This window comes from Tranquillimonas alkanivorans (assembly GCF_900115595.1).
Classification (GTDB): Bacteria; Pseudomonadota; Alphaproteobacteria; order Rhodobacterales; family Rhodobacteraceae; genus Tranquillimonas; species Tranquillimonas alkanivorans.
Genome location: NZ_FOXA01000001.1, coordinates 39,344 through 61,213 on the forward strand (window position 1 = coordinate 39,344; position 21,870 = coordinate 61,213).

Annotated in this window: 20 protein-coding genes; 14 read left to right on the forward strand and 6 right to left on the reverse strand. The window is 67.8% G+C overall.

Annotation, left to right across the window (positions count from 1 at the left end; translation table 11 throughout):
* Nucleotides 1-3: 3 nt before the first annotated feature.
* Complete coding sequence (locus BM162_RS00235; RefSeq protein ID WP_093416155.1) at nucleotides 4-1,296, reverse strand: adenylosuccinate synthase; 1,293 nt, start codon at nucleotides 1,294-1,296, stop codon at nucleotides 4-6.
* Nucleotides 1,297-1,564: 268 nt separating this feature from the next.
* Between BM162_RS00235 and secG the strand changes: the two genes are divergently transcribed.
* Both secG and pyrG read left to right on the forward strand, forming a co-directional pair.
* Entirely contained in the window at nucleotides 1,565-1,924 is a 360-nt protein-coding gene (gene secG / locus BM162_RS00240) for a preprotein translocase subunit SecG (protein ID WP_093416157.1), read from the forward strand.
* A 211-nt stretch (nucleotides 1,925-2,135) separates the two neighbouring features.
* Complete coding sequence (gene pyrG / locus BM162_RS00245; RefSeq protein WP_093416160.1) at nucleotides 2,136-3,779, forward strand: CTP synthase; 1,644 nt, start codon at nucleotides 2,136-2,138, stop codon at nucleotides 3,777-3,779.
* Nucleotides 3,780-4,008: 229 nt separating this feature from the next.
* Here the strand turns inward: pyrG and BM162_RS00250 are convergent, their stop codons facing one another.
* Complete coding sequence (locus BM162_RS00250; RefSeq protein WP_093416163.1) at nucleotides 4,009-5,049, reverse strand: ion channel; 1,041 nt, start codon at nucleotides 5,047-5,049, stop codon at nucleotides 4,009-4,011.
* A 40-nt stretch (nucleotides 5,050-5,089) separates the two neighbouring features.
* A complete protein-coding gene (locus BM162_RS00255; protein WP_093416165.1) occupies nucleotides 5,090-5,917 on the reverse strand; it encodes a MipA/OmpV family protein in 828 nt (275 codons plus the stop codon).
* 111 nt (nucleotides 5,918-6,028) lie between these two features.
* On the opposite strand from BM162_RS00255, the gene BM162_RS00260 reads away from it, so the two are divergent.
* From BM162_RS00260 to BM162_RS00310, 11 genes are all read left to right on the forward strand, one after another.
* Entirely contained in the window at nucleotides 6,029-6,472 is a 444-nt protein-coding gene (locus BM162_RS00260) for a tellurite resistance TerB family protein (RefSeq protein ID WP_093416167.1), read from the forward strand.
* A 169-nt stretch (nucleotides 6,473-6,641) separates the two neighbouring features.
* Complete coding sequence (locus tag BM162_RS00265; protein WP_093416170.1) at nucleotides 6,642-7,418, forward strand: ABC transporter ATP-binding protein; 777 nt, start codon at nucleotides 6,642-6,644, stop codon at nucleotides 7,416-7,418.
* 25 nt (nucleotides 7,419-7,443) lie between these two features.
* Nucleotides 7,444-8,169: a transporter substrate-binding domain-containing protein gene (locus tag BM162_RS00270; RefSeq protein ID WP_093416173.1), complete on the forward strand. Its 726-nt coding sequence runs from the start codon at nucleotides 7,444-7,446 to the stop codon at nucleotides 8,167-8,169.
* A 68-nt stretch (nucleotides 8,170-8,237) separates the two neighbouring features.
* The gene (locus BM162_RS00275; protein WP_093416176.1) at nucleotides 8,238-9,119 is read left to right on the forward strand and encodes an ABC transporter permease; all 882 of its coding nucleotides are present in this window, start codon (nucleotides 8,238-8,240) and stop codon (nucleotides 9,117-9,119) included.
* 1 nt (nucleotide 9,120) lies between these two features.
* Nucleotides 9,121-9,948, forward strand: a complete 828-nt coding sequence (locus BM162_RS00280) for an ABC transporter permease (protein ID WP_093416178.1) — start codon at nucleotides 9,121-9,123, stop codon at nucleotides 9,946-9,948.
* On the forward strand, nucleotides 9,945-11,276 hold the full coding sequence (locus BM162_RS00285; RefSeq protein ID WP_245759133.1) for a glutamine synthetase family protein: 1,332 nt from the start codon (nucleotides 9,945-9,947) through the stop codon (nucleotides 11,274-11,276). The genes BM162_RS00280 and BM162_RS00285 overlap by 4 nt, the downstream gene beginning before the upstream one ends.
* A gap of 117 nt (nucleotides 11,277-11,393) precedes the next feature.
* The gene (locus tag BM162_RS00290) at nucleotides 11,394-12,257 is read left to right on the forward strand and encodes a DUF2189 domain-containing protein (protein ID WP_093416181.1); all 864 of its coding nucleotides are present in this window, start codon (nucleotides 11,394-11,396) and stop codon (nucleotides 12,255-12,257) included.
* A gap of 180 nt (nucleotides 12,258-12,437) precedes the next feature.
* Nucleotides 12,438-13,121, forward strand: coding sequence for a type 1 glutamine amidotransferase (locus tag BM162_RS00295; RefSeq protein WP_093416183.1), 684 nt, complete (start codon nucleotides 12,438-12,440; stop codon nucleotides 13,119-13,121).
* Nucleotides 13,114-14,472 (forward strand): glutamine synthetase family protein, encoded by a 1,359-nt coding sequence (locus tag BM162_RS00300; RefSeq protein WP_093416186.1) that lies wholly within the window; start codon nucleotides 13,114-13,116, stop codon nucleotides 14,470-14,472. The genes BM162_RS00295 and BM162_RS00300 overlap by 8 nt, the downstream gene beginning before the upstream one ends.
* A complete protein-coding gene (locus BM162_RS00305; protein WP_093416188.1) occupies nucleotides 14,469-15,773 on the forward strand; it encodes an NAD(P)/FAD-dependent oxidoreductase in 1,305 nt (434 codons plus the stop codon). The genes BM162_RS00300 and BM162_RS00305 overlap by 4 nt, the downstream gene beginning before the upstream one ends.
* Nucleotides 15,774-15,914: 141 nt before the next feature.
* A complete protein-coding gene (locus tag BM162_RS00310; protein WP_093416191.1) occupies nucleotides 15,915-17,279 on the forward strand; it encodes an aminotransferase in 1,365 nt (454 codons plus the stop codon).
* Nucleotides 17,280-17,395: 116 nt separating this feature from the next.
* Here BM162_RS00310 and phaR read toward each other — a convergent pair whose 3' ends face one another.
* The 3 genes from phaR to BM162_RS00325 all read right to left on the reverse strand — a co-directional run bounded on the left by phaR (nucleotide 17,396) and on the right by BM162_RS00325 (nucleotide 20,434).
* Nucleotides 17,396-17,923, reverse strand: a complete 528-nt coding sequence (gene phaR, locus BM162_RS00315) for a polyhydroxyalkanoate synthesis repressor PhaR (protein WP_093416193.1) — start codon at nucleotides 17,921-17,923, stop codon at nucleotides 17,396-17,398.
* 125 nt (nucleotides 17,924-18,048) lie between these two features.
* Complete coding sequence (locus BM162_RS00320) at nucleotides 18,049-18,501, reverse strand: Phasin (protein ID WP_093416196.1); 453 nt, start codon at nucleotides 18,499-18,501, stop codon at nucleotides 18,049-18,051.
* Nucleotides 18,502-18,631: 130 nt separating this feature from the next.
* On the reverse strand, nucleotides 18,632-20,434 hold the full coding sequence (locus tag BM162_RS00325; protein WP_093417704.1) for a PHA/PHB synthase family protein: 1,803 nt from the start codon (nucleotides 20,432-20,434) through the stop codon (nucleotides 18,632-18,634).
* Nucleotides 20,435-20,559: 125 nt separating this feature from the next.
* On the opposite strand from BM162_RS00325, the gene phaZ reads away from it, so the two are divergent.
* Entirely contained in the window at nucleotides 20,560-21,861 is a 1,302-nt protein-coding gene (gene phaZ, locus BM162_RS00330) for a polyhydroxyalkanoate depolymerase (RefSeq protein ID WP_093416199.1), read from the forward strand.
* The last annotated feature ends 9 nt before the right edge of the window (nucleotides 21,862-21,870 follow it).

Below are 21,870 nucleotides of genomic sequence, written 5' to 3' on the forward strand. Positions count from 1 at the left end.
GGCTCAGTCCGCGAACGGGTCGGTGACGAGGATCGTGTCCTCGCGCTCGGGGCTGGTCGACAGCAAAGCCACCGGGCACTCGATCAGCTCTTCCACCCGGCGCACGTACTTGATGGCGTTGGCCGGCAGGTCGGCCCAGCTGCGTGCCCCTTCCGTGGATTCCTGCCAGCCCGGCATCGTCTCGTAGACCGGGGTGCAGCGCGCCTGGTGATCGGCGGCCGTGGGAAGGTAGTCGATGCGCTTGCCGTCAAGCTCGTAGCCCACGCAGATCTTCAGCTCGTCGAACCCGTCGAGCACGTCGAGCTTGGTCAGCGCGATGCCCTTCACGCCGCTCGTGGCGCAGGTCTGGCGCACCAGCACCGCGTCGAACCAGCCGCAGCGGCGCTGACGCCCGGTGGTGGTGCCGAACTCGTGCCCGCGCTCGCCCAGCCTGCGGCCGTCCTCGTCCAGAAGTTCGGTGGGGAACGGCCCCTCGCCCACGCGGGTCGTATAGGCCTTCACGATGCCCAGCACGAAGTCGATGGCGTCGGGCCCCAACCCCGTGCCCGTCGCCGCCTGCCCCGCGATCACGTTCGACGAGGTCACGTAAGGGTACGTGCCGAAGTCGATGTCCAGAAGCGCGCCCTGCGCCCCCTCGAATAGGATGCGGCGGCCGGCGCGGCGCTTCTCGTGCAGGACCTTCCAGACCGGAGCGGCGAATTCCAGGATACGCGGCGCGATCTCGCGCAGCTCCGCCAGCAGCGCGGCGCGGTCCACCGGCTCGAGTCCGAGGCCCGCGCGCAGCGCGTTGTGGTGCACCAGCGCCCGGTCAACCCGCACCTCGAGCGTCTTGTCGTCGCCCAGGTCGGCCACGCGGATCACCCGGCGGCCCACCTTGTCCTCGTAGGCCGGGCCGATGCCACGCCCGGTCGTGCCGATCTTGGACACGCTGGCCTGCGCCTCGCGCGCACGGTCCAGTTCGCCGTGGAACGGCAGGATGAGCGGCGTGTTCTCGGCGATCATCAGCGTCTCGGGCGTGATCTCGACGCCCTGACCGCGGATGGTCTCGATCTCCTTCAGCAGGTGCCAGGGGTCCAGCACCATGCCGTTGCCGATCACCGACAGCTTGCCGCCGCGCACCACGCCCGAGGGCAGCGCGTGCAACTTGTAGACGGTACCGTCGACCACCAGCGTGTGGCCGGCGTTGTGACCGCCCTGGAAGCGCGCGATGACGTCGGCGCGCTCGCTCAGCCAGTCCACGATCTTGCCCTTGCCCTCGTCGCCCCACTGGGCGCCGACAACCACGACGTTGGCCATAGCACTCTCCGCTTTAGAACCCGCGCCCGTATAGCCGTGCGCGCCCGTCGGTGAAACAGCAAAAGCCAGCCGCCCGCGCCGCCCCTGCTTCATCTTCGGCCCCGAAATATCCCGGGGTCCGGGGCAGCGCCCCGGTCCGTCCCCCAGAACGTCGCCACGGTGCGCGCCTGCGCCCGTCCCGACACATCCCGCACACCCCCGCGAGGAAGGGTTGCGGGCCGCGCCGCTTGTCTCTAGATACGCCCCGTCAAACCAGAAGGCCCGGCCCATGGAAAACGTGATCCTCGTCATCCACCTGATCCTCGCGCTCTGCCTGATCGGCGTGGTGCTGCTGCAGCGCTCCGAGGGGGGTGGGCTCGGCATGGGCGGGGGTGGCGGCGGCGGCGTGATGTCCGCCCGTGGCGCGGCGACCGCGCTCGGCAAGCTGACCTGGGGCTTCGCCATCGCCTTCATCGCGACCTCGATCGCGTTGACCATTATCGCGGCCCAGAACTCGGCCGGCTCGTCCGTCGTGGACCGGCTGGGCATCGAGAACGCGGACGAGGCGGGCGACATGCTCCCGCCGACCGACGACCTGCTGCCGCCGTCGGCCGACGACGCGCCGCTGACGCCGCCGCGCGCCGACTGACCACCGGGGCCCGGTTCGGGCGGCCGCGTGCCGCCCGACTTCATCGACTTCAGACACAACCGGTGGCCGGCGCATGCGGGCCGCCCCCCGCATATTGAGGTCCGGTTGCGCGGGCGTCACGGGACGGCTATAGCTTGGATCCCGTGATGCGAGGGATTCGGGTCACCGTCCTCACCATTCGAGCAGGCAAGATCACGGGAGCTTCCGCCACATGGCACGATTCGTATTCATCACCGGCGGCGTGGTGTCCTCGCTTGGCAAGGGCCTCGCTTCGGCGGCCCTCGGAGCGCTCCTGCAGGCCCGCGGCTTCACCGTCCGCCTGCGCAAGCTCGATCCCTACCTGAACGTCGATCCGGGCACGATGTCGCCCTTCGAACACGGCGAGGTCTTCGTCACCGACGACGGGGCCGAGACCGACCTCGACCTCGGCCATTACGAGCGCTTCACCGGCGTCGCCGCGCGCCGCACCGACTCGGTCTCGTCGGGCCGCATCTATTCCAACGTGCTCGAGAAAGAGCGCCGAGGCGATTACCTGGGCAAGACGATCCAGGTGATTCCCCACGTCACCAACGAGATCAAGGACTTCATCGCCACCGGCGAGGACGAGGTCGATTTCATGCTGTGCGAGATCGGCGGCACCGTCGGCGATATCGAGGGTCTGCCCTTCTTCGAGGCGATCCGCCAGTTCGCGCAGGAAAAGCCGCGCGGCGAATGCATCTTCATGCACCTCACCCTGCTGCCCTGGATCGCCGCGAGCGGTGAGCTGAAGACCAAGCCGACCCAGCACTCGGTGAAGGAACTGCGCTCCATCGGCCTGCAGCCCGACATCCTCGTTTGCCGGTCCGAGAAGCCGATCCCGCAGAAAGAGCGCGAGAAGCTGGCGCTGTTCTGCAACGTGCGCCCCGACAGCGTGATCGCCGCCTACGACCTCAAGTCGATCTACGAGGCCCCTCTGGCCTATCACCGCGAGGGGCTGGACCAGGCGGTGCTCGACGCCTTCCAGATCAGCCCGGCGCCCAAGCCCGACCTGAGGCGCTGGGAGGACGTCGCCGACCGCATCTTCCACGCCGAGGGCGAGGTGAAGGTGGCGATCGTGGGCAAGTACACCCAGCTCGAGGACGCTTACAAATCCATTGCCGAGGCGCTGACCCACGGCGGCATGGCCAACCGCGTGAAGGTGAAGGCCGAGTGGATCGACGCCGAAATCTTCGAGCGCGAGGATCCGGGCCCCTACCTCGAAGGCTTCCACGCGATCCTCGTCCCCGGCGGCTTCGGCGAGCGCGGGACGGAAGGAAAGATCAACGCCGCCCGCTTCGCGCGCGAGCGCAAGATCCCCTATCTCGGCATCTGCCTGGGCATGCAGATGGCGGTGATCGAGGCCGCGCGGAACCTTGCCGGAATGGAGCGCGCGGGCAGCCAGGAGTTCGACCACGAGGCGGGCGTCGCGCGCTTCGAGCCGGTGATCTTCCACCTGCGCGAGTGGATCAAGGACAACCAGAAGATCGCCCGCTCGGTGCTTGACGACAAGGGCGGCACCATGCGGCTGGGCGCCTATGACGCGACGCTGAAGGAAGGCTCGAAGGTGGCCGAAGTCTATGGCACCACCACGATCCAGGAGCGGCACCGCCATCGCTACGAAGTCGACATCAAGTACCGCGAGCAACTCGAGGAGCACGGCCTGTGCTTCTCCGGCCTGTCGCCCGACGGCCGGCTGCCCGAGATCGTCGAGGTCTCGGACCACCCGTGGTTCATCGGCGTGCAGTTCCACCCCGAGCTGAAGTCCAAGCCGTTCGAACCGCACCCGCTGTTCCGCGACTTCGTGCGCGCGGCGAAAGAGGTGTCGCGGCTGGTTTGAGGGCGGCTTGGTCCGACCTGGTGGACCGACGAGGGAATGGGAGATGGGAGGTGCCCGCTTTCGCGGGCATAACAGCCCCGCCACACCGGCCGCCCGCCCTTTCTTCCCCGCGCGAGCGGGGACCTTCCACCACAAGCGCCACCGCCGACGCCGGGACCTCCGCCGCACGCGCCCGCCCCGTCATCCCTGCGCAAGCGGGGACCTTTCGCCACAAGCGCCACCGCCACCCTCACCCGTCGCCGAAGTACCTCCGCATCACCTGCTGCCCGCTCTCGCCGGTCACCCGTTCCAGCAGCGCGTGGTTCAGCCGTTCGCGCAGCGGCGCCCCCTGCGGGAGCGCGAAGGTGACGTAGTGTGGGTCCAGCCGGCTGGTCGAGATCGCCATGTTAATGTCGCCGCCCGCGAAGTGGCGCAGCACCGGCGCGGCGGCCGCAACGACGTCGACCGCATCCGTCCGCAGTGCGTCCAGCGCCGCCGGCACGTCGGCATAGGGCGCAAGCGCCCCGACCCGGCCCTCCAGGAATTCCGCCGTGCCGGCCCCCGCGATGACGCCCACCCGCGCCTCGGCCAGATCGCCGATCAGGTCGTCCTCCTGCTGCACGCCAGCCATGGTCACGACGGCCGCCGTCAGCGCGGCGCTGACGGCAAGACCGGTCAGCATCCACAGCATCGCCACCGTCCGCCCCGCCAGCGTCACCGGCGCCTTGTCGCCGTAGCCGATGGTGGTCAGCGTCACGCCCGCCCACCAGAAGCCGTCGCCCAGCCCCTTCACGATGCCGCGGCTGAACTGGTCCTCGTTGCGCCGCCGCTCAACCAGCCAGATGACCGCGCCCACGATCAAAAGCAGCACCGACAGCCCCGCCACCAACCGCACGAACTGCCACGAGGCGAAGCCCTTCACCACCTCCAGCACCTGCGAGCCCCGCTCCTCGGCCACGGCGAGCGTCGCGGTATAAATGGGTTGCGTCAGGTCGGTTTCGGCCTCGAGCTCTGGCGTTGCCGTCACCGGCAGCACCACGTCGGCGCGACCCGTGGCGAGCGCCGCCGCCGCCTCGCCGTCATCCAGCATGACGTAGCCATAGCCGAGCCCCAGGTCCTCGGCCACCAGCCGCCACAGCTCGACCGCCGCGCCCTCCAGCGCGCCGTCGGAGGTGGTCATGGCGAAGCGTGGCCGCTCGATGACGCCCACGCGCAAGGTGTCGGTCTGTGCCCCCGCCGGCATGGCGAGGGCGCACAGCAGCGGGATCGGGCGGATCAGGTCCTTCAGCATCGCCCCGCCAACGCGGGAGGGCGGCGTCCGGGTCCGACGCTCAGAAGTCGAGCGTGATCCGGCGGGTCACGCCGATGCGCACCTTGAGCTGGCTGTCATCGCCCTGCCGCACGATCGGCGAGTCCTCGGCGTCGTTGAGAAACTGGTCGTAGCGGATCGCCCCCTCGACGCCCCAGTTGTCGTCGATGCGGTACGTCGCGCCCAGCTCGACACCGGCACGCAGCAGGCCGCCCCCGGCGTCGTAGGCCTCGAGCCCGCTTGCCGCCGACTCGCCCGCCGAGACGCCGTAATAGGTGTCGGCGTAGTCGTCGCTGCCCATGAACAGCCGCGGGCCGGCCGACACGGTCAGCCGGTCGGTGGGGCGGAACAGCGCATCGGCCCCTACTTCGGCCACCAGCGACTCGTGCCCAATGGCGCCATAGCGCAGGTCGGCGAACGCCTCGTAGTTGCGCGCGCGATACCCGATGCCCAGCCCCAGCTCGACCGCCGCATCGACGTCGTCCAGCCCCGAGATCTCGTCGAACTCAGACGAGTCGCGTTCGGGGATGTAGCGGAACGAACCCCGCAGGTGCGGGCCCAGCGGCTCGAGGTCGGGGTCGAGCGACCCGAACTCGCGGCCGAAGGCGCGCAGGTAGCCGAACGAGAAGCCGAGGTCCGGTCCAAACTCGACATCGTCGGACCCGAAATAGGATGGCTTCGCCGCCACGCCGCCGCGCAAGGTGAAGGCGAACTCCGGACCGGGATCGGCCATCGGCGCCGCCACCACAGGCGCAGGCTCGGGCATCACGGGCGCCGGCGTGTCCGCGAAGGCGGACAGGGGCGCGGCGGACAGGCAAAGCGCGGCAGTGGCGGTGCGGCAGGCGGACATGTGGTTCTCCGTTCAGGGGTTACGTGTCAGACTGGGGCATCGCGCGCCGAATTCAAGCCGCTGCCGCACCTCCCCTTTGCCCTGTGGCGCGGACGGCATATATCACCTGCCATGTTCGCGAACCTCCTCAAGCGCCTCACCGCGCCCGAGCCCGACACGCTGCCCGACGGCGACGCGCGCCTCGCGCTCGCTGCGCTGCTGGTGCGCATCGCCCGCTCCGACGGAGATTACACCGACGACGAGGTCGGGCGCATCGACCGCATCCTCGCCACCCGCTACGGCATGTCGCCGTTCGAGGCCGGCGCGCTTCGGCGCGAGGCCGAGACGCTGGAGGCCGAGGCGCCGGACACCGTGCGCTTCACTCGCGCACTCAAGGATGCCGTGCCCTACGAGGACCGCGAGCAGATCCTCGAGGCGCTGTGGGAGGTCGTGTTGGCCGACGGCGTGCGCGACCATGAAGAGGACGCGCTGCTGCGGCTCGTCGCGCCCATGCTCGGCGTGAACGACCGCGACAGCAACCTTGCCCGGCAGCGGGTCGAAAGCCGCAAGGCCTGACCGCCGCCGGGCTGCGCACGCCGCTCGATTCGCCGCAGCGCACGTCAGGAGCGGGCGCATTGCGTAACTTCGGACCCATGCCCTTGCGGCATGCGGCGATAAAGCGTTGCATTCGGCCCTGTTTTCCGCCCTACTCCGCCCCCAACAAGCAGCAAGGCCACCGAACCGCGTGACACCCCAAGAACCGCCCGTCATCGAGATCCGGGACCTCCACAAGAGCTACGGCAGCCTTGAGGTGATCAAGGGCGTCGACATGGTCGCGCCGCGCGGGCACGTCATCTCGCTCATCGGCTCGTCGGGCTCGGGGAAATCCACGCTCCTGCGCTGCGCCAACCTGCTGGAAGATAGCCAGCAGGGCGAGATCGTGTTCGAGGGCGAGCCGGTGCGCTGGAAGGGCACGGGCCAAGGCCGCCATCCCGCCGACCGCAAGCAGGTCACGCGCATCCGAACGAACCTGTCGATGGTGTTCCAGCAGTTCAACCTTTGGACGCACATGACGATCCTTCAGAACGTCATGGAAGCGCCGGTCACCGTGCTGGGCCGCGACCGGGACGAGGTCGAACAGGCCGCGCGCGGCTATCTCGACAAGGTCGGCATCGGCGACAAGGCCGATGCCTGGCCCGCGCAACTGTCCGGCGGGCAGCAGCAGCGCGCCGCCATCGCGCGCGCGCTCTGCATGGAGCCGCGGGCGCTTCTGTTCGACGAACCCACCTCGGCGCTCGACCCCGAGCTCGAGCAGGAAGTGATCCGCGTGATCAAGGCGCTGGCCGAGGAAGGGCGCACGATGATCATCGTCACCCACGACATGAACCTCGCACGTGACACGTCGGACCACGTGGTCTTCCTCCACCAGGGGAAGATCGAGGAAGAGGGCTCGCCGGACCGGCTGTTCGGCCAGCCCGAGACGCCGCGGCTCAGGCAGTTCCTGTCCGCCACGGCCGCATAACAAACAAAAGCAAGGGAGCTACCAGATGAACAAGCTGATCCTTTCCGCCGCCGCGCTGGCCCTCACGGCCGGGGCCGCCGCCTCGCAGGACGTGGTGCGCATGGGGACCGAGGGCGCGTACCCTCCGTACAACTTCATCAACGACGACGGCGAGGTCGCGGGCTTCGAGCGTGAACTGGGCGACGAGCTCTGCGAGCGCGCCGGCCTGACCTGCGAGTGGGTCACGAACGAGTGGGACTCGATCATCCCGAACCTCGTCTCGGGCAACTACGACACGATTATCGCCGGCATGTCGATCACGCCCGAGCGTGACGAGGTGATCGACTTTACCCAGGCCTACATCCCGCCGTCGCCGTCGGCGTTCCTCGCCGCGTCCGAGGACATCGACCTCGACACCGCCGTGATTGCCGCGCAGACCGGCACCATCCAGGCCGACCACGTCGCCTCGATGGAAGGCGCGACGCTGGTCGAATACGCCACGCCCGACGAAACCGTCGCCGCCGTGCGCAACGGCGAGGTCGACGCGGTGCTGGCCGACAAGGACTTCCTCGCCCCCGTGGGCGAACAGGACCCGGCGCTGATGCTCGTGGGCGAGGACGTCGCGCTTGGCGGTGGCATCGGCCTCGGCGTGCGCGAAAGCGACACCGAGCTGAAAGAGACGTTCGACGCCGCCATCACCGAGATGAAGGAAGAAGGCGCGCTGAACCCGCTCATCGTGAAGTGGTTCGGCGACGACGCCGAAACCTGGTAAGATCGACACCGGCGGGAGCGGCCCGGCCGCTCTCGCCCACCTGACGCACGACCGGGGGCCCGAGACCCATTTTCGCCTTCTGCGCCGATCCTGACACGCTTGAAGGCGTGCGCTGGCTTGCCTGCTATCTGACCACGGGCAAGCACATGGCGTTCTACGCCTCGTTCGGGACCGTCCTCCTCCTCCTCGCCATCACCGCGCCCGTCGCGCTGCTTTTCGGCTTCGGCGGGGCCATGGCCGCGCGCTCGCCCGTCGCGCCGCTGCGTTGGTTCGGCAAGGGCTACACCGCCATCGTTCGCGGCGTTCCCGACATCGCGTTCTTCCTGTTCTTCGTCATCGCGCTGGACCAGGGCTTCGAGTGGCTGCGCCACCAGGCGCTGTGCCCGGACTGGGACCAACCGGTTCGGCAGGGCAACGACTTCGTCGTCTGCGACATCGCCAAGCTGCCGCTGTCGAGCGCCCCGCAATGGGTGCACGAGACGTACGGCTTCTTCCTGGCGGTCCTGACCTTCGCCATCGTCTTCGGCGCCTTCGCCGCCAACGTGCTGTTCGGCGCCATGCGGGCCGTCCCGCGCCCGCAACTCGAGACCGCCGAGGCCTATGGCATGTCGCGCCGCCAGACCTTCTGGCGCATTCTCGTGCCGCAGATGTGGATTTATGCGCTGCCCGGCCTGTCGAACCTGTGGATGATCCTGATCAAGGCCACGCCGCTGCTGTTCCTCCTAGGCGTCGAGGACATCGTCTATTGGGCGCGCGAACTCGGCGGCATGAAGACCCAGGTCTACGAGTACCCGCACCCCGACTGGCGGCTGTATTACTTCCTGGCGCTTCTCGTCTTCTACCTCGGTCTCACCAAGGTGTCCGAGGCCGTCCTGTCGCGCCTGACGGTTCGCCTGTCGCACGGGCAGGCGACGATGGCCGGCGAAGCCCAACGCCGCGCGGGGGCCTGAGATGAGCTGTATCGAGACCATCCAGAACTATGCCCTGCGCTCCCTCGGCATCGGCGAGCGGCTTCTGCCGCGCTCGGACTTCACGCTGTGCGAGCAGTTCACGCTGATCGGCTCGGGCCTGATCTGGAACGTCTATTTCGGAGCGCTGGCGCTGGCGACGGGCTTCTTCCTCGCGACCGGGGTTGCCGTGGCCAAGAACGCGCGGCAGGCCTGGCTGCGCAAGCCGGCAGAGTGGTTCATCTTCCTGTTCCGGGGCTCGCCGCTCTTCATCCAGTTCTTCCTTGCCTACGAGGCATTCGTCCTGCTGCCCCGCACGGGGATCGAGATCTTCGGTATCACGGCGCAGACCTCGTGGCTCACCCGCGCCTGGGCCGGCGCCCTGATCGTTCTGTTCCTCAACACCGCCGCCTATTCGGGCGAGATCTTCTATGGCGCGCTGCGCGCCGTGCCCAAGGGCGACCTCGAGGCCGCCGACGCCTACGGTCTGACCGGCTTTGCCCGCTTCCGCCGCGTGGTCTGGCCGACCATGCTGCGGCTCGCTTGGCCGGCCTACACGAACGAGGCGATCTTTCTCTTCCAGTCCACGACGCTCGTCTTCTTCTCGGGCTTTCCGGCGTGGCAACAGCGGGGCGACGCGCTCTATTACGCCAGCTACTTCGCGGACAAGACGTTCAACCCGTTCATCCCCTACCCGATCCTCGCAGGCTATTTCATTCTGCTGACGCTGGTGATCATCTCGCTCTTCGGGATGATGAACCGGCGGCTGAACCGGCACCTTCCGCAGGAGCGCCGCCAGCCGATCCGCTTCCGCCTTCAGGTAATCCGGTGAGCTTCCTTCTCGACCACCCCGAGATCCGCACCATCCGGGTCGCCGCCGCAGACCTGAACGGCCAGGCGCGCGGCAAGCGGATGCCCGCACGGTTCGCCGACAAGGTGCTTCAGGAAGGAACGCGCTTTCCGCTGTCGGTCCTCAACCTCGACATCTGGGGCGAGGACATCGACGACAGCCCGCTGGTCTTCGCCTCCGGCGACCCGGACGGCGTGCTGCTGCCGACCGAGCGTGGCTTCGTGCCGATGCCGTGGCTCGAGGCCCCAACCGCGCTCCTGCCGCTGTGGATGTTCCACGAGGACGGCCGCCCTTTCGACGGCGACCCGCGCCATGCCCTCGCCCGCATCGTGCGGGCCTTCACCGAACGCGGCCTGACGCCCGTGGTGGCGACCGAACTCGAATTCTATATGATCGACGACAGCGGAAAGACGCTGCGCGTGCCGCCCTCGCCGCGCTCGGGCAAGCGGCGGCAGGGGGCCGAGATCCTCAGCCTGCGCGCGCTCGACGCCTGGGACGTGTTCATCACCGACCTCTACGAGGCGTGCGAGGCGATGGAGATCCCGGCCGAGACGATGATCTCCGAAGCCGGCCTCGGCCAGTTCGAGATCAACCTCACCCACCAGCCAGACGCGCTGAAGGCCGCCGACGATGCGTGGCTCTTCAAGCTGATGGTCAAGGGGCTGGCCCGCCGCCACGGCTTCGCCGCCTCGTTCATGGCCAAGCCGTACGAGGATTACTCGGGCAACGGGATGCACACGCATTTCTCGATCCTCGACCGCGACGGCGACAACATCTTCGACGACGGCGGGCCGAAGGGCACCGACGCGCTGCGCCACGCGGTCGCCGGATGCCTGAAGGCAATCCCCGGCTCAACGCTGCTCTTCGCGCCGCACGGCAACAGTTATGATCGGCTGGTGCCCGATGCGCACGCGCCCACCGGCATCTGCTGGGCCTACGAAAACCGCACCGCCGCCATCCGCGTGCCCGCCGGCGCGCCCGCCGCCCGGCGGATCGAGCATCGCGTGGCGGGCGGCGACGTGAACCCCTATCTCATGCTTGCCGGCATCCTGGGCGCGGCGCTCGCCGGGCTCGAGGACGCTCAAGAGCCACCCGCGCCGATCACCGGGAGCGCTTACGGGCAGGACCTGCCGCAGATGCCCTCGGACTGGGGCACCGCCATCGACCGCTTCGCGTCCGACCCGATGACCGCGCGGCTTCTGCCCGAGGGGCTGATCCGCAACCTCGTCGCCACCAAGCGGCAGGAGATGCGCTATCTCGCGGAGCTCACGCCGCAGGAGCAGGTGGACCTCTACCTCGACACCGTCTGAGCGCCCGCACACGCGATTGTGCGCCCGCGGCCGCGCCGTCGTGCTAACGTTGCGTCATACGGCGGCCCGCCCGGGCCTGCCCGGGTCGGCCGCGTCATCGCGCGGACGGAGGCCCATATGGACAAGACGATCGGTAATCCCTTCAGCTGGTTCGCCCAGCGCCTCGGCGCCGCGGGCGCCCATGCCAGCGCCACGGTCGGGCAGCTTGGCGGTGAAGCCACCGCCCGAGAGCCCACGATCCGGCGCATCACCCGCGCCGACCTGATGGACGCGCTCCGGCGGGGGGCCGAGGATGCCGCCGCCTTCCGCGCCGACGTGGTCTTCGTGATCCTGCTCTACCCGGTTCTGGGCGTCCTCCTCTTCGCGCTCACGCTTCAGGGCGAGCTGCTGCACATCCTGTTCCCGCTCGCCTCGGGCTTCGCGCTGTTGGGGCCGGTCGCGGCAGTCGGGCTTTACGAGATGAGCCGCCGGCGCGAGCGCGGAGAGGACACCGACTGGTTCAGCGCCTTCGCGGTGATCCGCTCGCCGTCGTTCGGGGCGATCTTCCTTCTCGGCCTCTACCTAGCCGCGATCTTCGTCGTGTGGCTGCTGACCGCGAACCTGATCTACCAGGAAACGCTGGGCCCCGAGCCGCCCACCGCGCTCGCCCCGTTCCTGGCCGCGGTGTTCACCACCGGCGCGGGCTGGACAATGATCGGTCTGGGGGTCGCGGTCGGTTTCGTGTTCGCGGCCGTGGTGCTGGTCCTCAGCGTGGTGTCTTTCCCGATGCTGCTCGACCGCCGGGTGGGCGTGCCGCGCGCGGTGGCCACGTCGATGAAGGTCACGCGCGAGAACCCGAGGACGGTCGCGACCTGGGGCCTGATCGTGGCGCTCGGCCTGGTGCTCGGGTCGCTCCCGTTCTTCGTCGGCCTGATCCTGGTGCTGCCGGTCCTGGGCCACGCGACCTGGCACCTCTATCGCCGTGCCGTGAGGTGGGACTGACGCGGCGACGGGTACCGTCCGACCCGCCCACCACAGGCGGACGCTGCCCTTCCGGAGCCGCACGTCTTCCAGGAAAGTAGCCTCACCGCAGCCGTCCGCCCCCTTCATATCACCTGCCTCGCCCCTTGCCGGGCTCCACCGCCGGGATTACCTTCGCGGCAACCCCAGCTTCGGTGATTTATGCATATCGGAATTCTGCAGACCGGGCGCGCGCCCGACGATCTGCGCGACACGCTCGGCGACTACCCGTCCATGTTCGAGCGGCTTCTGGACGGCCACGGCCTGACCTTCACCACCTGGCCCGTGCTCGACAATGTCTTCCCGCCGGACATCGACGCCGCCGAAGGCTGGCTCATCACCGGCTCCAAGCACGGCGCCTACGAGGATCACGCCTGGATCCCCCCGCTCGAGGATTTCATCCGCCAGGCCCACGCCGCGCGCCGCCCGATGGTCGGCGTCTGCTTCGGGCACCAGATCATCGCCCAGGCGCTTGGCGGCAAGGTCGAGAAGTTCCCGGGCGGCTGGGCCGTCGGCCGCCGCCCCTACGACTTCGATGGCAAGATGCTGCACCTCAACGCCTGGCACCAGGACCAGGTGACCGAGTTGCCCGAAGGCGCGCGCGTTCTGGCCTCGAACGACTTCTGCCGCTACGCCGCCCTGGCCTATGGCGACGACATCTTCACCGTGCAGCCGCACCCCGAATACGACGGCCGCGTGATCGACGCGCTCATCCGCCTGCGCGGCCCCGGCGTGGTCCCCGACGATCGGCTGGCCCAGGCGCGCGAGACACTCGACACCCCCACCGACGCGCAGAAGATGGCGCGCCGGATGGCCGACTTCCTGAAGGCCCGTGCCCATGTCTGACTGGACCGAGAAGCTTCCCGCCGCCGCCCGCCGCTACCTCGAGGGCCGCCGTCTCGACGAGGTCGAGTGTATCATCTCGGACCTGCCCGGCATCGCGCGCGGCAAGGCGATGCCGGCCTCGAAGTTCGCCAAGCAGGGCCGGTTCTACCTGCCGAATTCGATCTTCTTCCAGACGATCACCGGCGACTGGGCGCAGGCCGCGGGCGAAGGCGGCTATACCGAACCCGACATGATCCTGACGCCTGACTACACAACCGCCACCGCCGCCCCGTGGACGGCGGACTGGACGCTGCAGGTGATCCACGACGCCGCGCTCCAGAACGGCGAGCCGGTGCCGATGGCGCCCCGCAACGTGCTCAAGCGCGTGGTCGAGTTCTATCACAAGCGCGGCTGGAAGCCCGTCGTCGCGCCCGAGATGGAATTCTACCTCGTCGCCCGCAACATCGATCCGGCGCACGAGATCGAGCCGATGATGGGCCGCTCGGGCCGCCCGGCCGCCGCACGGCAGGCATACTCGATGAGCGCGGTGGACGAATACGGCCCCGTGATCGACGACATCTACGACTTCGCCGAGGCGCAGGGCTTCGAGATCGACGGCATCACGCAGGAGGGCGGCGCGGGCCAGGTCGAGATCAACCTGCGCCACGGCGACCCGGTGCGGCTGGCCGACGAGATCTTCTATTTCAAGCGCCTGATCCGCGAGGCCGCGCTGCGCCACGACTGCTTCGCCACCTTCATGGCCAAACCGATCGAGGGCGAGCCGGGCAGCGCTATGCACGTGCACCACTCGGTCACCGACATGGAAACGGGGCAGAACATCTTTTCGGGCCCCGACGGCGAGGAAACCGACGCCTTCCGCCACTTCATCGGTGGGCTTCAGACCTACATGCCCGCCGGCATCGCGCTGCTGGCCCCGTATGTGAACTCCTACCGCCGCTACGTGAAGGACCACGCCGCGCCCATCAACCTCGCCTGGGGCCGCGACAACCGCACCACCGGCATCCGCGTGCCCATCGCCGAACCCGAGGCGCGCCGGGTCGAAAACCGCCTCGCCGGGATGGACTGCAATCCCTATCTCGGCATCGCCGCCTCGCTCGCCTGCGGCTACCTCGGACTGGTCGAGAAGATCGAGCCGACGGCGGAATACATCGGCGACGCCTACGATGCCGAGGAAGAGGTTCCGCGCGGCCTGTTCAGCGCGCTCGACCTGTTCGACGCCTCTGAAGAACTGCAAGAGCTCCTGCACCCCGACTTCGCCCGCGTCTATTCCATCGTGAAACAGGCCGAGTACGACGAGTTCCTGCAGGTGATTTCTCCGTGGGAGCGCGAGCACCTTCTGCTGAACGTATGAACCTGCTCTTCGCGAACGACCAGCCCGGCGAATATCCCGACAGCTGGTACGCCGCCACCTCCGACCCGCTGCCCCCCGCCCCGCCGCTGCGGGGTGAGGCCAGCGCCGATGTCTGCGTGGTCGGCGCAGGCTTCACCGGCCTCTCCGCCGCGCTCCACCTGACCGAGCGGGGGTTCAGCGTCATCGTGCTGGAGGCCCACCGCGCAGGTTTCGGCGCGTCGGGCCGCAACGGCGGACAGGTCGGCTCGGGCCAGCGGCAGGATCAGGACTGGCTCGAAGCGCGGCTGCCGAAGGAAGACGCACGCCGCCTCTGGAACATCGGCGAAGACGCCAAGACCCTGATCCAGGACCTCGCCGCCCGCCACGGCTTCGACCCCGGCTTCCGCCCCGGCGTCCTCCACGCCGACCGGCACGCGCGCGACGTCGCCCATACCCACGCCTATGCCGAGCGCCTCGCCCGAGACCACGGCTACGACAAGGTCGAGCCGCTGGACCGCAGCGGCATCCGCGCCATCGTCGGCTCCGACCTCTTTCACGGCGGCGCGCTCGACCACGGCGCCGGCCACCTCCACCCCCTGCGCCTGGCCTTCGGCCTCGCCCGCGCCGCCCTCGCCGCCGGGGTCACGCTGCACGAACGCAGCCATGTCACCCGCGTCACACCGGGCCCCACCCCCGTGGTCCACACCGACCACGGCCGCGTCACCTGCGACCACGTCATCCTCGCCGCCAACGGCTATCTCGGCGGCCTCGACGGTCAGGTCGCCGCGCGGGTCATGCCGATCAACAACTTCGTCGTCGCGACCGAGCCGCTGGACGAGCGCGCCGACGACATCCTGTCCCGCGACGTCGCGGTGGCCGACAGCAACTTCGTGGTGAACTACTGGCGCCTCAGCGAAGACCGCCGCCTGCTCTTCGGCGGCGGCGAAAGCTATGGCTACCGCTTTCCCGCCGACATCGCCGCCGTCGTCCGCAAGCCGATGACCGAGATCTATCCCCAGCTCAAGGGCATCCGCATCGACCACGCCTGGGGCGGCACGCTGGCCATCACCCGCACCCGCATGCCCTGCTTCGCCCGCCCGGCCGCCAACATTCTCTCCGCCTCCGGCTATTCCGGCCACGGCGTCGCCATGGCGGTCATGGCCGGCCGCATCCTCTCCGAAGCCGTCGCGGGCCAGGCCGAACGCTTCGACCTCATGTCCCGCATCCCCACGCCGCCCTTCCCCGGCGGCGCGCGCCTGCGTTCGCCCCTCCTGGCGCTCGCCATGACGTGGTTCGCCCTGCGCGACCGGCTCGGCCTCTGACGGTGGTTCGCCACCGGACACGGCGCTTCCCGGCACTCCGCCACCGCATCCCGGCAAACGGCCGCCCCGGCGCGCGATCCTGATTGAACCCGCTCGCGCGCCCCACTAGCGTCACCGCCAAAGCAGACCCGGAGACCGCACATGCCCGACGACGCCAAGACCTGGGAAGCCCGCGCCGCGGCGCATTCCTTCTACGGCTTCACCGACCTGCCTTCGATCCGCGACCGGGGCACCGTCGTCGTCACCCACGGCGAGGGGCCGTACGTCTTCGACACCAACGGCCGAAATTACCTCGACGCCAATTCCGGCCTCTGGAACATGGTGGCGGGCTTCGACCACAAGGGCCTGGCCGAGGCCGCGAAGGCCCAGTACGATCGGTTTCCCGGCTACCACGCCTTCTTCGGCCGCATGTCGGACCAGACGGTGATGCTGTCGGAAAAGCTGATCGAGGTTTCGCCCTTCGAGCGCGGCAAGGTGTTCTACACCAACTCGGGGTCCGAGGCGAACGACACACTCGTCAAGATGCTCTGGTTCCTCAACCGGGCCGAGGGCAACCCCCAGCGCACCAAGATCCTCACCCGCAAGAACGCCTATCACGGCGTCACGGTCGTCTCGTCCTCGATGACCGGCAAGCCGTATAACGAAGTCTTCGGCCTGCCCCTGCCCGGCTTCCTTCACCTCACCTGCCCGCATTACTGGCGCGAGGGGCAGGCAGGCGAAACCGAGGCCGACTTCACCGCGCGCATGGCTCGCGAACTGGAAGACACCATCGCGCGCGAAGGTGCCGACACCATCGCCGCCTTCGTGGCCGAACCCGTCATGGGCGCAGGCGGTGTCATCCCGCCGTCCGAGGGGTATTTCCAGGCGATACAGCCGATCCTGCGCCGGCACGGCATCCCGCTGATCTCGGACGAGGTCATCTGCGGCTTCGGCCGCACGGGGCAGGTCTGGGGCTGCGACACCTATGGCTTCCGCCCCGACGCCATCATCTCGTCCAAGGCGCTGACCGCCGGGTATTTCCCGATGGGGGCGGTGATCCTCGGCCCCACGCTGGCGGACCGTCTTCAGAACGCCGTCGAGGCAATCGAGGAATTCCCCCACGGCTTCACCGCCTCCGGTCACCCCGTGGGCTGCGCCATCTCGCTCAAGGCCATCGAGGTCATCCTGAACGAGGGCCTGCTCGACAATGTCCGCGCCCTGACCCCGCGGTTCGAGGCCGGGCTCGCCCGCCTGGCCGAGAACCCCAACATCGGCGAATGGCGCGGCCGCGGCCTGATGGGCGCGCTCGAGGCGGTGAAGGACAAGGACACGAAAACGCCCTTCGACTCCCACCTCAGCGTCAGCGAACGTATCGCCAACACCTGCACCGACCACGGCCTGATCTGCCGGCCGCTGGGGCAAAGCATCGTCCTCTGCCCGCCTTTCATCATGACCGAAGGCCAGATGGACGAGATGTTCGAGAAACTGGAAACCGCCCTGAACCAGGTCTTCGCCGAGGTCGCCTGAGCCACGCCCGGAGCGACCCGGCGTCTTATCTTCGGTCGTGAAGTATCCTCGGGGGATTGGGGGCAGACAGCCCCCAATCAACGCCTAAAGACGCGCGCCGAAGGCGCACACTGTCCTCACTCGTTCATCTTGGCGAGCTTCTCCTGAAGCTCGGCGAGCTGCTTTTTTATGTCGGCCAGCTCTTCGCTTTCGCCGTCCTTGCCATGCTCGGGCATCCAGCCGCCGGTCATCGCCTTAAGGAACGCCTGCTGCTGCGCGCGCATCGCCTCGAAGCCCGGCATGGCGGCCATGGGCTTGGTCATGTTGTCGAGCATCTTGTTCTGGCTGTCTCGCAGCATGTCGAACGACACCTGCAGGAACTGCGGCACGACAGATTGCGCCTGGGTGGTGTAGCTGCGCACGAGGTCCGTCAGCACGCCCAGCGGCAGGACGTTCTCGCCCCGGCTTTCGTGCTCGGCGATGATCTGAAGCAGGTATTGCCGGGTCAGGTCGTCGCCCGACTTGAGGTCGACGATCTTTACCTCGCGGCCCGCGCGGATGAAGCCCGCGATATCCTCGAGCGTGACGTAATCGCTGGTTTCGGTGTTATAGAGCCGGCGGCTGGCGTAGCGCTTGATCAGCAGCGGCGTGTCGGACTCGGCCAAGGAAAATCTCCCGATTTTTGGCGACGCAGCGGAAAGTTACGGCAGCGCAGCACAAAAAGAAAGGGCGGGCAAGCGCCCGCCCCAGTCGCGGCCGGTTGGGAGGTCCCGGCCGCGAGGAAACCGTTTTACTTGGTCGCGGCGGTCGCCTTCTTGGCGGCGGCATTCATGTCCGCGGTCGCCTTCTTGGCGGCGGCGCTCATGTCCTCGGACATGTCCTTGCCGGCGGCCAGCATCAGCTCGACCGTTTCCATCTGGACGCGCTTGGCGACCTCGGCGAAGGCGGCCATGGTCTCGGCGGTCGTCTCGGCCTGGGCCGACGCGAAGTCGGTGAAGGCCTTCGAGTAATCCGACGCATCTTCCTTGACGGCGCTCATCGCGCCCATCTTGGCCAGCGTGTCCTTCGTCCACTTCGACGAGATCTCGTTCGACTTGTCCGCAGCTTCGAGCGCGACTTTCGACATCTTCTCGCCGAAGGTGGCGTAGCTCTTGAAGCTGTTTTGCATGGCGGACATGTCGACCGGGAACGCGCCCATCATGTCCTGCATCATCTTGGTGTAGTCCTGGGTCTTCGCAGCCATCTCAATTCTCCTTCGAGGGCCGTGCCCTCCGCTCTGGAACTGAGAAGAATATGAATGCTGCACCGCAGCATTTCAAGGTTTTTCTCTGCGGTGCAGCGAAAAAACTTACCCAACGGAAACGCCTTGAAAATCAGGCGTTTGGGCTCTCCCGGACATACGTGCCGGGCGCCGGGGCCAGCACCTCGGCGTTTTCCCCCGGCTGGCGCGCGGCGACCTTGCGGCCCGACCGCTTGGCCAGCCACTCTCCCCACCTGGGCCACCATGATCCCTCGTGGAACTCGGCCTGCGCGCGCCACTCTTCGGGCCCGCCCGACCAGTCGCCGTTGACGTAGTGGCCGTACTTCTTCTTCGACGGCGGATTGACGATCCCGGCGATGTGGCCCGACTCCGACAGGATGAACGTCTTCGACCGGCTGCCCATCTTCTGGATGCCGTTGTAGCTCGACCGCCAGGCGGCGATGTGATCCGATTCGCAGGCCACCGCGCACAGCGGCACCTTCACGTCGGCCAGCTTCACCGTCTCGCCCAGGATCCCGAACCCTTTGGTGGCGAACTCGTCGCGCTGGCACAGGCCGCGCAGGTACTCGACCGCCATGCGCGCGGGCAGGTTCGTGCCGTCGCCGTTCCAGAACAGCAGGTCGAAGGCCGGCGGCGCCTCCCCCATCATGTAGCTTCGGATGGCGGGCGTGTAGATCAGGTCGTTCGACCGCAGGAAGCTGAACGTCCGGCTCATGAAGAACGAATGCAGGATGCCCTTGTCGTTCACCTCGGACTCGATCCCGTCCACGAAATCGTCGTCGAGGAAGACGCCCACCTCGCCCTGATCCGAAAAGTCGGTCAGCGTGGTGAAGAAGGTGGCGGACTTCACCGACCGGTCCTTGCGTTTCTCCATCAGTGCCAGCGTCATCGCCAGCGTGGTGCCCGCGATGCAGTAGCCCACGGTGTTCACCTGGTCCTCGCCGGTGATCGCCTTCACCTGCTCGATCGCCTCCAGGTACCCCTCCTGAACGTAGTCGGACATGCCCACGTCGCGGTACGACGGGTCGGGGTTCTTCCAGCTGACCACGAACAGCGTGAAGCCCTGCTCCACGATCCAGCGGATCAGGCTGTTCTTTTCCTTCAGGTCGAGGATGTAGAACTTGTTGATCCACGGCGGGAACAATACCAGCGGCGTCTTGTGCACCTGCTCGGTGCGCGGCGCGTACTGGATAAGCTCGAACAACCGGTTGCGATAGACGACCGAGCCCTCGGTCGTCGCCAGGTTCTCACCGACCTTGAAGGCGTCCCGGTCGGCCAGCGACACCAGGATCTCGCCGTCGTTCGCCTCGATGTCGCGCACCAGGTTCTCGAGCCCCTTCACCAGGCTCTGGCCGTCCGTCTCGACCGCGCGGGTCAGCGCGTCGGGGTTGGTGCCCAGGAAGTTCGTGGGCGAGAACATGTCCATGATCTGCCGGCTGAAGTATTCAAGCCGCTTCTTGTCCCGCGGCTCCAGCCCCTCGAGGTCCTCGATCGCGTTCTGCACCGCCTCGGACGTCATCAGGTATTGCTGCTTGATGTAGTTGAACCAGGGATGCGTCTCCCACAGCGGGTTCGAGAAACGGCGATCCTTCGGCGTGTGGTCCTCGGGCGGGGTCAGCTCGCCATGGACCAGCTTCTCCTGCACCTCGACGTAATGCTTGAGCGCCTTGCCCCAGTAGCCCACCTGGTGCTCGATGATCTTCGAGGGGTGGGTCATCATCTCGGTCATGTAGGCCGTCGCCGCCTTCATGTAGAGCTCGTGCCCCGGCGCCTGCAGGCTGGGCGGAACCGATTTCTTCCGCGCAAGCGCGCTGACCATGCGCTGCGACAACTCCTCGATCTTTGCCAGATTCTCGTTCAGAGCCTCCAGGTTGGCCGCGGGAACGTTTCCAGCTCCGGAGTCTTCAGTTGTCATCGCAAACATTCCAAATTATCTTGCTGCAGGGCAGCATCATGAGAGTCTGACCCAGTGTAACGTCGCGTTGGCAGGGGGGCAAAGCGGCGTTTTCGGACCGGGCGAGTTCCGGGGAAGGAGTGCCGATGCGCTACATGCTCACCTACGATCTGATGGAGACGATGCGGAACACCAACCAGTGGTTGGGTGCCACCGCGGCCGCCTTCGGGTCCTATCCCGTCACGGGGCTCGCGCCCCATCCGTTCTTCAAGCTGATGTCCGCCTGGGGCGAGGTCACGGAGCGATCTTTCGCCCGCATGGTCGCCAAGCCCGACTGGGGCATCTCGACCGTCGTGGGCGAGGACGGGCGCGATCACGTCGTCACCGTCACGCCCGAGCTGGAAAAGCCGTTCGGCGACCTGATCCGCTTCAACGTCACCGGACGCCCGGAAAAGCCGCGCCGCATCCTGCTGGTCGCGCCGATGTCGGGCCACTACGCGACGCTCATGCGCTCGACCGTCACCTCGCTTCTGCCCGATGCCGAGGTCTGGGTGACCGACTGGCACAACGCGCGCGACATTCCCGTCTCCGAGGGCAAGTTCGATATCGAGGATTACACCCTCTACCTCGCCGACTTCATGCGCCACCTCGGCCCGGACACGCACGTGATCGCCGTCTGTCAGCCCGCGCCGCTCGCGCTTGCCGCCACCGCGTATCTCGCGGCCGAAGAGCCAAAGGCACAGCCTGCCACGCTGACGCTGATCGGCGGGCCGATCGATCCCGACGCCGCCGCCACCGATGTCACCGACTTCGGCCGCCGCGTCACCATGGGCCAGCTCGAAGAGCTCGCCATCCAGCGCGTGGGCTTCAAGTACGCGGGCGTGGGCCGCATGGTCTATCCCGGCCTGCTGCAGCTCGCGTCGTTCGTGTCGATGAACGCCGACCGCCACGCGCAGGCGTTTTCCGAACAGATCCTGCGCGCCGCCAAGGGCGAGGCGGGCGATCACGACAAGCACAACAAGTTCTACGACGAATATTTCGCCGTCATGGACATGACGTCCGAGTTCTACCTGTCGACCGTGCACCGGATCTTCAAGCGACGCGACATCGCGCGCAACGACTTCGAGGTGGACGGCGTGAAGGTCGATATCGGCGCCATCACCGACGTCGCCGTGAAGATCGTCGAGGGCGAGAACGACGACATCAGCGCGCCGGGCCAGTGCCTCGCCGCGCTCGACCTGCTGACCGGCCTGCCGGACGAGAAGAAGGCCAGCCACCTCGAACCGGGCGCGGGACACTACGGCATCTTCGCCGGCAAGTCCTGGCGCAACAACATTCGCCCGCTGGTGCTGAACTTCATCGACGCCAACAGCCGCAAGACCGGCGCGCCGAAGCGTCAGCCGAAGCTCAAGGCCGTCGGATCGGACGAAGGCCCCACGCCTGTCTGACCTCGGGCG